11 protein-coding genes and 1 pseudogene are annotated in these 9,262 nt (G+C 48.9%); 2 read left to right on the top strand and 10 right to left on the bottom strand.

Annotated elements, in window-relative coordinates; genetic code table 11:
• From HLB35_RS16145 to HLB35_RS16115, 6 genes and pseudogenes are all read right to left on the bottom strand, one after another.
• The coding region (locus HLB35_RS16145) for a surface lipoprotein assembly modifier (RefSeq protein WP_171703373.1) at positions 1 to 914 on the bottom strand (914 nt) is incomplete at its 3' end.
• Between the two features lie 76 nt (positions 915 to 990).
• Positions 991 to 1,692: a transferrin-binding protein-like solute binding protein gene (locus tag HLB35_RS16140; RefSeq protein WP_171703372.1), complete on the bottom strand. Its 702-nt coding sequence runs from the start codon at positions 1,690 to 1,692 to the stop codon at positions 991 to 993.
• A 623-nt stretch (positions 1,693 to 2,315) separates the two neighbouring features.
• The gene (locus HLB35_RS16135) at positions 2,316 to 2,840 is read right to left on the bottom strand and encodes a porin family protein (protein WP_171703371.1); all 525 of its coding nucleotides are present in this window, start codon (positions 2,838 to 2,840) and stop codon (positions 2,316 to 2,318) included.
• Between the two features lie 758 nt (positions 2,841 to 3,598).
• A complete protein-coding gene (locus HLB35_RS16130; protein ID WP_171703370.1) occupies positions 3,599 to 3,880 on the bottom strand; it encodes a hypothetical protein in 282 nt (93 codons plus the stop codon).
• A pseudogene (locus HLB35_RS16125) lies at positions 3,820 to 4,487 on the bottom strand (DNA-binding protein). Before HLB35_RS16125 ends, HLB35_RS16130 begins: the two are co-directional and overlap by 61 nt.
• A 151-nt stretch (positions 4,488 to 4,638) precedes the next feature.
• Positions 4,639 to 4,998, bottom strand: a complete 360-nt coding sequence (locus HLB35_RS16115; protein WP_171703368.1) for a hypothetical protein — start codon at positions 4,996 to 4,998, stop codon at positions 4,639 to 4,641.
• Between the two features lie 239 nt (positions 4,999 to 5,237).
• On the opposite strand from HLB35_RS16115, the gene HLB35_RS16110 reads away from it, so the two are divergent.
• Positions 5,238 to 6,314 carry a MobA/MobL family protein gene (locus tag HLB35_RS16110; protein ID WP_171703367.1) on the top strand — a complete coding sequence of 359 codons (1,077 nt, stop codon included), beginning with the start codon at positions 5,238 to 5,240 and terminating at the stop codon, positions 6,312 to 6,314.
• The gene (locus HLB35_RS16105; protein WP_171703366.1) at positions 6,311 to 6,778 is read left to right on the top strand and encodes a hypothetical protein; all 468 of its coding nucleotides are present in this window, start codon (positions 6,311 to 6,313) and stop codon (positions 6,776 to 6,778) included. Before HLB35_RS16110 ends, HLB35_RS16105 begins: the two co-directional genes overlap by 4 nt.
• 61 nt (positions 6,779 to 6,839) lie before the next feature.
• Here the strand turns inward: HLB35_RS16105 and HLB35_RS18000 are convergent, their stop codons facing one another.
• From HLB35_RS18000 to HLB35_RS16085, 4 genes are all read right to left on the bottom strand, one after another.
• Complete coding sequence (locus tag HLB35_RS18000) at positions 6,840 to 7,418, bottom strand: replication initiation protein (RefSeq protein WP_171703374.1); 579 nt, start codon at positions 7,416 to 7,418, stop codon at positions 6,840 to 6,842.
• Positions 7,343 to 7,828, bottom strand: coding sequence for a replication initiation protein (locus tag HLB35_RS17995; RefSeq protein WP_171703365.1), 486 nt, complete (start codon positions 7,826 to 7,828; stop codon positions 7,343 to 7,345). Before HLB35_RS17995 ends, HLB35_RS18000 begins: the two co-directional genes overlap by 76 nt.
• Before the next feature lie 432 nt (positions 7,829 to 8,260).
• On the bottom strand, positions 8,261 to 8,662 hold the full coding sequence (locus HLB35_RS16090; RefSeq protein WP_171703364.1) for a hypothetical protein: 402 nt from the start codon (positions 8,660 to 8,662) through the stop codon (positions 8,261 to 8,263).
• A 182-nt stretch (positions 8,663 to 8,844) separates the two neighbouring features.
• On the bottom strand, positions 8,845 to 9,262 hold a 418-nt coding region (locus HLB35_RS16085), incomplete at its 5' end, for a surface lipoprotein assembly modifier (protein ID WP_171703363.1).

Here is a 9,262-nt window from a genome sequence, read left to right as displayed (position 1 = left end):
TTATCGTAGCTCACCCACTGATGCTCCAGTGAGGTACTCAGCCTTAACAGGGAAGATGGATAGTACGCCAATTCCTGTCGAATACCGACACCATGGTTGTAAGGTTCATTACCATACCAGCGATGAAACCCTGTCAATAACGTGCTGATTTCAAAATTGCCAAACTCAACATTGGGACCTAGATACATATTAGTAAAGGTGCGATCGAAGTCTCCGCCACTGTAATCAGTGCGATATAGGTTTCCTCCAAGCCGCAACCGCGTGTTTTCACTGATATGCGGTGTCCACTCAGCACTGGTGTTGAGCAACAACCCAATCCCTGTCTGACTCTTAGCATCTTCTGAAAGCTCAAAGGGCAAGCCGAAGATACTGATCTCTTCAATACTCGGAGCAGTATTTACATTAGTATCTGGGGCCAGTGCTACCGAAATATCCCAGTTAAATGTCTGAAGATTATGAATTGCTGCAAGGTAGCGGTCTATGTTGGCATTTACCTCTGCGGGCAAATCACCACTGCGGGCAAATCGGAATTGTCGGTCTGCATCACGATAGTCTCCACTTTCAAATAATGCTCGCCCAAGTTCAAGGCGGACACGCATAGCCTTAGGGTCGCGAATTAGGATTTCTCGGAAATAGTCACTGGCTTCTTTAAACCTCTGTTCAGCCATAGCTAGCATACCGAGCAGAAAGGAAATATCGTTATTGTCAGTAAATTCATTACGCGCTGTTAGAAGGATTTTTTTAGCATGAGCCCTCTCACCCTGATCCATTAGTTGTGCTGCTGCTATGACTGCAACAGGTATTCGCTGATTTGGTGTTTTTGTAGTTTTAACGAAGTCAGAAAAATCAGCAGAGGCAGGGCTTGAATACCAACCTATAACAAAAGAAAAAATTAAAAATAGATGAAGTAACAATATTCACTCCTCATAGGTTGCTGGCTTTAAAAACCCGCCTAAGTGGCGGGTATAAATTTGCCACTAGAGAAGCTGGCTACTGTTTAACGCCAAAACCACCCACAGCTGTGTTCCCATCACTATCCTGTAAACTCCATGTACCTGCTGCTTCAGAAGCTTGTGGTCCATAAAAACGACCATTAACACTACCTACAGCATCTCTGCCTAGTAAATTAGTTTCACTATATCTTGCACCGACAATTAAGTCGTTAGGGTGTGCTGTCACACGTGCATTTGCAGTGAATGTATTTCCGTTAAGTGTTCCATTAAAGCCAATATCGTTCCATGGTGTCGCGGCACCGTCTACATTATCACCAGTCTTCATGTTGGTCATGGTTCCGCTCAAGGCTCCCCTAGCAAAGTCAACATTCATTTCAGCACTGCCAATGATATCTTGAATTTTACCTGTAGAGGCAATGCTTAGGCCACTTGCTGCACCCAAAAATGATGCCGAGCCAGTAGTAGGCATATCACCATCTTGAGTGGGGTAGCCACCGGCGGCAAAACCAATACTAATGTCTTGATCTGAGGTTACATTGTTGCCTTCATCTAGAACAGACCAGTAGCCATAAGCAGCGTAACGTAAATCGCCTGAGGGAATGAGAGTTGAGACTGATGGTCTCAAAGATGATAAGCTTAAATAGGTGGTAAGACCGTCACTGCGATTACTAGGGCCATCCCTGAAAGCTATACCTGCTCCACTCAGTATGGTATCTACACCACTATCTGGATCCTGCAAGCGAATTCTAGGGTTTCCGTTTTCTGCGGGATCAAGGACTGTTATGGTGGATCTAGAACTTGCAATCGGTTCATTTCTAACAATTATACCATTGTCGTTTGTACGTGGAAGAAATGGAACATTAGCGAAATTTGTACTATCAGTCCGTTTAACACCCTGAATTGTTGTAGTGTCTAGCTCGAATACTTCACCTATGTTGATACTATCTGGAGGATTTACGGTACCATAAGTGAAATTTTGAGAGTTTTCGCTATCATTAATTCCTTGACCGGGGGAGGCTGTGATTCAGCGGAAGGTTGAAAAGACGAACCTCCAGAGCTTGAGCAACCTGAAACAGTTACGACTGTTAAGGCTAGTAAAGATACCTGAATTTTAGAGGGTATTTTTTTGGGAATATACATGTAGACCTCAAAATTTGATTCTTTAATTTAACGAATTTTAAGCATGGCTTTATGCTAAGGGTTTACTAGGTGCAGTAAATGTCATGCTCGCTCTACTGCTCATGCCAAGGATAACTTAAAAACACAATTTTACGCTCTTTTTTAAAAAAAAAAAGCGCTGTTAAGCGCTTTTAAATAAGCTAGTTAATAACAATCACGCCATAAGCATTAAAATTGTGTTATCTAAATATCAAAATGATAATTAAGGCCTAAACCAATAGCTGTTATCTCAACATCCGAGTCGATGTAAGAAATATACTCGACATTACCAGAAAATGTAGGTGCAAACTTTGCCTGAAGACCAACGCCATAAGAAAAACTTGTATCGTCAACACTAATAGAGGCCATAGGGGTTGATACAGTGGCTTCACCACGAGAAAATCCTGCGACAGCATACACAGAAGCGATGATGTCTCCAAGCGGTAAATGGCCTACCCCATATAGTCCCGCTACAGAATCAATTTCAACATCACGGCCAAGGGCTGAATCATCGCCAACTCCAACACCTAAACGGCCTTCAACAGCAAAGTTATCGACTACAAAATATCCTAAACGACCAACCGCAGCACTAGGTTTTACATCAGCGCCATCCAACTCGGCCTGCGCAAATTGTCCACCGGCATATAGTTCTCCTGCATCGTTGGCAAATGCATGTGTCGAAAATAACGTAGCTGTGATAATGACACCAAGAGTATATTTATATTTCATATTTTTTATTCCTGTAAAATTTTTCACGCTTTGAAAATAGCAGTCATGTCATATTCTTAAAAGTAAGCAATAGCTTAAATTTTTGTAAGATATTACTTACAACTATAGTATTATATTTTGGCATTTTTTGAAAAAAATAAAAAATTAATAAATAAACCTATGCAAAAAAGTGTCTTAAGTAATAAGACCTATAATTTATTTACTATTCAACTTATTTAACGCTGACGAATCCCCATGAATTTGAGGCTATGCTTCGCACAATTCCTGATCTCGGGCTTTTTCTCTCAGGGTGGTCTTCACCGATGTCCAGCAGGACCGGGGCACAGCGGCGGAATGTCGTCGACGCAGTCATTCCAGCTCAAGGCACCATACTGATAAAACATTGCGATGATCGATACTGCTGCTCTTGTAGTGTTTCTGTTGCCCTCCGGTTTTGACGCACAGGCCGGCGACCATAATCGCCATATTGGCCAACATCGCGATCAGTAGCAGGATCTCGATACGCCTGCCCTAATGCGATTGATGCATACCTCAGCCAATACAGAAGACGACGCGGCGGAATGCGGGTTTGCGGGTGGGCAGTGTGGTGCTTTTCATATCGGTAACACCAAGGTACCCAAAACAGCACACATGACTGGCTGATTTGGTTGTTGGGTGGTTACGTGCTCCACCTAATCAAGACCCGAAAGCCCGCCAAAGCGGGCTTTTCGCGTTATGGTGAAAAGATATGCCCCCAGGGATGCCCCCTTCCCATTGAGTTAAGTGGAGCTTTCACCGTCAAACGGCAATCCAGGTTGTTCCTCTTTACGGCGTGGCTTGCCCTTCTCTGCTTCCAGAGAGGCGATCTGAGCGCTCAACGTCTCAACCTGAGTATTGGCCTGGGTTTTACCCTTTTCAGCTAACTGAGCACGCTCCTCGGCTTTTTCCAGTTGCGCCCGCAGGTAGCCGATCTGCTGTTCATAGTCTTCACGTTGTCGCTCTAGTTGTTTATCGCGATCACTAACGAGGTTCTGGAGTCCCTGTTGTGTAGCGCCTGACACAGCAACAGCTTTTTCAGCGGCGATACGCGCTTTGTCGGATGTATCATATCTTTTTCAACCTCCTCACGCTTCTGAACCTCGCGGTCGAGCTGCTGTTGCTGGGTTTTGGCCTGGTGACGCAACTCTGCGAGTTCCAACATCAGAGCTTCTTTTGTGGCGCGTTCACGATCTAGATCTTGTGTGAGTTGCTCAGTGATCTTTTGGGCGTCATCACGTTGTTGCGTCAAAGTCTCGTTCTCGTCGCTCAAGACTGAAAGCTGCGCCTTAAAAGCGTCGATTTCAGCTTCCAGAGCTGTGCCGGTTTTGGCCAGTTCATCGGCGGTCTGTTCCGCATCCAGCGCTCGTTCTTCGGCTTCGGCACGGGCGCTGGATGCATGTTGCTCAATTTCCTGGGCCAAAGCGGTGGAAAGAGAGTCAGAGAGCGTGGCTGCCTGACGCGTCTTGGGCGCCTGGGCGGACTTCCAGGCCGTTAGGTGCTCATGGATCGTGTTAGGACTGCCACGTCAATTTCTGCCCGAACACGGGCAATAGTGGGCTTTTCACCCCGTCCGACGACCGCATCAGCGGCCTGTTCAACGTCCTGGTAGGTGATACCGCTGCTGTGCATGTGAAATGCTCCGATATAGTGAGATATTAAATATAATATATGATATTAAAAATACATACAAATATATATATATTATATTTTTTGATATTTTATATTTGTATCTCAGTCGAGAAACCCGCCATAGCTGGCGGGTTTCTGGTACTTAGTGCAGTTAGTTGACACGCCGGAAATGAACATCACCGAACGAAAATCTCTGAACCGTCTGCTTTGTGCTGAGAGAGTGCGCAAACCATCCGTTGCGTGGCGGCTGCAGCTTCTGATTGCCATAAAGCCCCTGGATAGGCCCAAGCCCATCATCTAGCCACAAGCGTCTCTCTCTATGGCCGTTCGGAAGCCAGTGGTCTAACCGCGTCAATAGCTTCTCCATGCCGTTATGTTGCTTTGCCTGAGATAGATACATCGCACCAACCAAAATTTTCCGGCGATTTTTTTCTTTGCGTGATTTTTCACGCAGCTGATTCAGTCGTTGCTGAGCATCAGCTAGCTGCTCTTCAGTCGTGCGTTTAGGCATACCGCCTCCTGTTCTAATGGGTTTTCTGCTTCACCAATAATAAATAAGGGACGGCAATTTTAAAATTGCCGTCCCTTATTTATTGGTAGCGGGGTGAGCGCTGGATCAGGCACAGACAACAACAACCCCTGAAACCCAACCCCCGGAGGGCGCACTTAGAGTATCGCTCCGCAATACGTGCGCTAGGGCTACGCCCTAGAACCCAAAAACCTTAACCCCAGCTTCGGAGAGAATCGCAAATGGCGATGTATCACCTCAGCGCAAAAGCGATAAGACGCAAGGATGGCCGCTCTGCAACAGCGGCGGCGGCGTATCGTGCGGGAGAGAAAATTGTTGATGAACGCACAGGGGTTGCGCACGATTACACGCGCAAAAGAGACGTGCTAGGTACCGCGCTTTTGATGCCTGGCGGTAGCACGGAAGACCGCTCTGATTTCTGGAACCGTGTCGAAAAACACCATCGTCGTGGCGATGCTGTTACCGCCCGCGAGGTCGAAATATCACTCCCGCACGAGCTGGACAATGAACAGCGCCAAGCGCTCGCTTTGCAGTTTGCCCGCGAGTTATCCGACCGCTACAGCGTTGCCGTGGACGTGGCGCTCCACGCGCCGAGATCGGTCAGTGACCGGGATCTGGAGAAGAATCCAGGCCAGCATTGGGTAATCGACCCTGATACTGGCCAGAGGCATAACGGAAATTGGCATGCCCACATCCTGATGACGGCTTGCCACGTCGAACGTGACGGCACATTGGGCAAAAAGTGCGTTGAAATCGACCCGATCCACTGCCAGCGCCACAAAATTCCCAACATGACTGACAAAGAACGTCAGCGTTGGTGTGACCTACAAAATGCCGCACTGGAGCAGGCTCGCGCTGCTGTCAGCGTCGATCACCGGAGCTTTAAAGACCGTGGTAGCGACCAAGTGCCTACTGTCCACCTTGGCGGCTATGCCGCCCGTATGCGCCGCGAGGGCACGCCAGAGCTCAGTGAGAATGCCACTCTCAACAAGCAAATTACTGCTGCTAATCAAGAAGTCACGCTGCTGCGCGTCAGCAGCTCGCTTTTGAGAATGCTGAACAGCACATCGAGCAACGTCACCAGCTGCAAATCAGAGCTGATCTGCGTGCCCTGTATGCTGCTCAGCAGCGTCTTGATGCCGAGCGTGAGGCCCAGGAGGAAGCGGAGTGGCAGGAGTGGATTAGTCGACCAGAAGTGTGCTCGGCCACTGGCCGTATCTACACAGAAGCAGCTGTTGATGCGTGCATCGAGCGAGAGTCTCAGTATCCCGAAAATCAGCCATCGCACGGTGGTTTGACCCTGGAAGAGATGGCGAAATTGCTGGAGATAGAAAACTGTCAGAGAAAGACCTCTCCAGCCGCTCCTATCATGTCGAAACCAGCACCGACACCAGTTGCTGCAAAACTGCCCCAGGACTCACCACAACAGGCTTCTGAGCCTAAAGAATCATTGCCACAGGCACCGCCAGAACCCGCTTTTGATGCTCGCCAGCGAGCGCTGGAGATCGTGTGTATGGAAACCGCTGGAGAACGACATGCCGCATTTCTTGAGTCATTCTCATGGAATCAAGACGACTACGACGCATTGGATATTGCTCTCGAACCGCTGATAGATGCTTCGACGGGCGAACTGACAAACGAGGGACGACACTTACGCGCCGAACTGCTACCGAGTGAAACGCTCAGTCCGCAACGCGAGGAGCGTGTTCAAAACGAGCAAGATTGGGAGCCGCCAGGCTCCCCAGGTGGGCCGGGATTTTGAGATAAACTCGTAGCACGTCGCTGAAAGCCCCGTTTTATGGGGCTTTCAGCGGTTATAGAACTTACCTTTGTTGTCGCGCGTATAAAGCACGCAAAGCGGCTTCCTGCCAATCCTCGCCGGGACGTGCATATTCTTTGATAACAGCCGGTGACAGCCCGAACATGCTCGGCTGGTCGCCAAGAGCCGGGGCGGCTTTCTTCTCTTTTTTAGCGTTGCGCTTCGCAGCGGCCTCGGCTTTTTCGTCTTTCACTTCCGGCTTTTCATCGAAATAGAACGTCACATGGCTCACACGGCGGCCTGTTTTACGTTCTTCCCAGCTAACGTCGAGTGGGCTTCGTTCATTAACTTGTTGAACAGCAGGCTCAATTACACGGCGCCGAAAGTCTTTAAAGTTAGAGTATTTATCACCCACACCAAGGGCACGACGTAGCCACTCAATGTCGACTTCGCGATGACCTCTCCGGCGCCACTGTACAAGCAGCTCATAAACGCGGATCGCATAACGGCTCGTCATCCGAGCTACGTCCTGCATGTGGTAGACCGTGTACTGCTCAAGTAGGTTATTCACGAAAGGCAGGATCGATGTGCTGAGACGTACATCAACATAGCCCTCACCCTCCGAATAAACTGCTTCTTGAATCCAGCGAAACTTACGTTTTTCGGCGGTGCGGTGCCATTTGGACCCTCAAAAACCTCAACGGAACGCTCATAAAGTCGCTCTACTGCGATGGCAGCATCTCGATAGGCATCCTGGGTAGGTATATCGGCCAAGGCAGCAATATCACGGGCATAGACACGGTAAAGCCGCTCATCGGTTGCCTCCTTACCAATCTGCGCAAAACACGCCAGCAAAAGTCGGTGTTCTGCCACACTAAGGTCATAGCATGCTTCAATAACCGCGTTTGCTTTATAAACTCGAAGACTATTTTTTTCTGGTTCATAGCAGCTCCTATGGCGGACACTACTATTAAAACATAACTGGGACATGCTTTCATTATACGTCCTAAAAGGTATCAATCCGTCCCATTTAGCGGTATCAATCCGTCCCATTTAGGTATCAATCCGTCCCATTTAGGTATCAATCCGTCCCATTTAGGCTTTGCTTTTCTTTTATTTTCAATAACTTAAGTAGTCGGAAACACGGAAACACGGAAAATAAGTACAGAAAGAGCGCTACGCGCTCGCCTGCCCTTCGCTTCGCTCGCCCTGACCTTCGGCCAGCCTAAAAATGACGCGCCAAAGGCGCGGTAAAAGCGGCTGTCTAGCTGCTCCGCAGCTGCGCCGCTTGAACACGGTGGGCGCTAACGCGCGAGAAACCGCGCAGGCGCAGGGAAACCCCTGTTGGGCAGAACAGGTGGGGATACGAGCTGAAACGCCTTCTATGCGCCTCACAGGCCGTTATAGCAGCAGAGGCGTGACCGGTTTACCGTTCGCTGCGCTCACTGCATGCCGCGAAGCGGCATAATACCCCCAAGCCACCCTTTAAGGTTCGAAGCGCTTGAGTAAATCGCTGAAGCTCTTGGGTGGTTTTTTGTCCGGCGCTGCGTCGGTGTGGGCGGGCGGGGCTGGCAATTGTCGTAATGTCTTCTCCAGCTGCTCAATGCGCTGGCTCATATGTTCGATGACGGCTGTTTGGCGTTTGAGCTCGTCCAGCAGTGCGCTGTTGTCGGGGGAACGGGGTCTACCCGTCGGGTTCTTGCTGTTGGGTGTAGGGCCTGGGCTCGGCGGTTCGCCGTAAACCCGGATCATTTCCGCCAGGTTGAGGACTTTCTGATGACGCGCATTGAGGCCCGCAGACAGGCGTCCCTTCTCGATCGCTTCATACAGACTGGAACGGTGCAATCCGTACAAGGTGGCCATGCGTCCGATGGTTAACTCAGTCATGTCGTGTACTGCCGGGTCAATGGGGCGTTTGCCCGACGTTACGCCTGTTTTCTACCGCGGCACAACGACTATTTTGCGGGCACAGGGCGCCTTTTTGTCCGCTCATAATGCGCTGCAACAAAAATTCACGTTATAAGGGTAATCGTGAGTTGGTATGCTACGACACAAATAACGAGGCATTATCAATATAATTTCGAGAAACCTAATTGAACCTGATTGCGGTCATAGCTATATAAATCGATGTTACTGCGTCGAGACGAATAAATCACAGTAAGTTCCGGTGAAAATCCCTTGAATACCCACTGTTGATTGGTAAGACGCAAACGTGCTCTCCATAGGTCATCCTGACGTTCAACGCCAAAAGCTGGGGTTATATCATCATAATCAGCATGAGCATACTCAGGCTGAAGTAGTACTGTTAAGCCACCGAATAGCTCTCGGTAGTATCCGAGCCCTCCTCGATAAACGGTATTGTTGAGCATATCCAGTCCAGTTGATTCACGAGAAACTCCAAGCAACCCGACTATCCCACTCGATGGCGTCAAGGTATACTGTCCACTACCCAACCAGCTGGAACGTGTACCATCTAAGCTTTCAGCA

The organism is Vreelandella azerica, assembly GCF_013112225.1.
In the GTDB taxonomy this organism is placed as follows: domain Bacteria; phylum Pseudomonadota; class Gammaproteobacteria; order Pseudomonadales; family Halomonadaceae; genus Vreelandella; species Vreelandella azerica.
The sequence above is the reverse complement of the archived record's forward strand: the minus strand, read 5'-3'. Positions and strand labels throughout refer to the sequence as shown.

Coding starts and splice junctions, on each gene's coding strand:
- HLB35_RS16090 (WP_171703364.1), bottom strand. CDS start 8,662: ATGACTGAGTTAACCATCGGACGCATGGCCACCTTGTACGGATTGCAC.
- HLB35_RS16135 (WP_171703371.1), bottom strand. CDS start 2,840: ATGAAATATAAATATACTCTTGGTGTCATTATCACAGCTACGTTATTT.
- HLB35_RS16115 (WP_171703368.1), bottom strand. CDS start 4,998: ATGCCTAAACGCACGACTGAAGAGCAGCTAGCTGATGCTCAGCAACGA.
- HLB35_RS16110 (WP_171703367.1), top strand. CDS start 5,238: ATGGCGATGTATCACCTCAGCGCAAAAGCGATAAGACGCAAGGATGGC.
- HLB35_RS17995 (WP_171703365.1), bottom strand. CDS start 7,828: ATGGGACGGATTGATACCGCTAAATGGGACGGATTGATACCTTTTAGG.